The organism is Bartonella sp. AA86SXKL, assembly GCF_042196885.1.
In genome coordinates, this window is record NZ_JBHIRE010000234.1 from 1 (window position 1) to 817 (window position 817).

The window sequence follows — 817 nt, forward strand, 5'->3', positions numbered from 1 at the left end:
CTCGTTATTCTGAAGCTTCCCTAATTAAAAAGCTTGAAGAGCTAGGAATAGGTCGTCCTTCAACCTATGCATCCACATTGGCTACACTATCTGATCGTGGATATATCATAATTGATAAACGAAAGCTTATTCCCGATGTTAAAGGACGTATTGTTACAGCCTTTCTTGAAAATTTTTTTAATCGCTATGTAGAATACGGTTTCACGGCAGATCTTGAGGAAAAACTGGATCTTATATCGGATGGAAAGCTTTCTTGGAAAGATGTATTGCGCGATTTTTGGGATGGATTTAATGCTTCTATTACCAATATCCAAGAATTACGTATAACAAATGTTCTTGATGTTTTAAATGTAACATTAGCACCCCTTGCTTTTCCTGTGCGTGAAGATGGAAGTGATGTTCGTTCCTGTCCCTTATGTACAAACGGCCAGTTATCATTAAAACTCGGTCGTTATGGTGCATTTGTTGGCTGTTCTAATTATCCCGAATGCAAATATACCCGCCAACTTGGAACAGAGACAGGAGAAGAAAATGATGCCATGCGTAATGATGAACCACTTATGCTTGGTATCGACCCTGAAACAGGAAAAGATATCTCTCTTCGTAATGGTCGTTTTGGCCCTTATATTCAACTCGGTGAAAGCAAAGAAGCTAAGCGTGTAGGACTACCAAAAGAATGGCAAGCAGAAAAAATCACTCTTGAAAAAGCTTTGTCTTTAATATCCTTGCCCCGTGAAATTGGTATTCATCCTGAAACCGGCAAAACAATCACTGCAACAATTGGCCGGTATGGCCCATACCTTACGCATGATGGAAA

The 817-nt window shown here is 39.5% G+C and carries 1 protein-coding gene; it reads left to right on the top strand.

Going from position 1 to position 817, the window contains the following annotated elements:
- On the top strand, nt 1-817 hold an 817-nt coding region (locus ACFIO5_RS11185), incomplete at both ends, for a DNA topoisomerase (protein WP_375705445.1).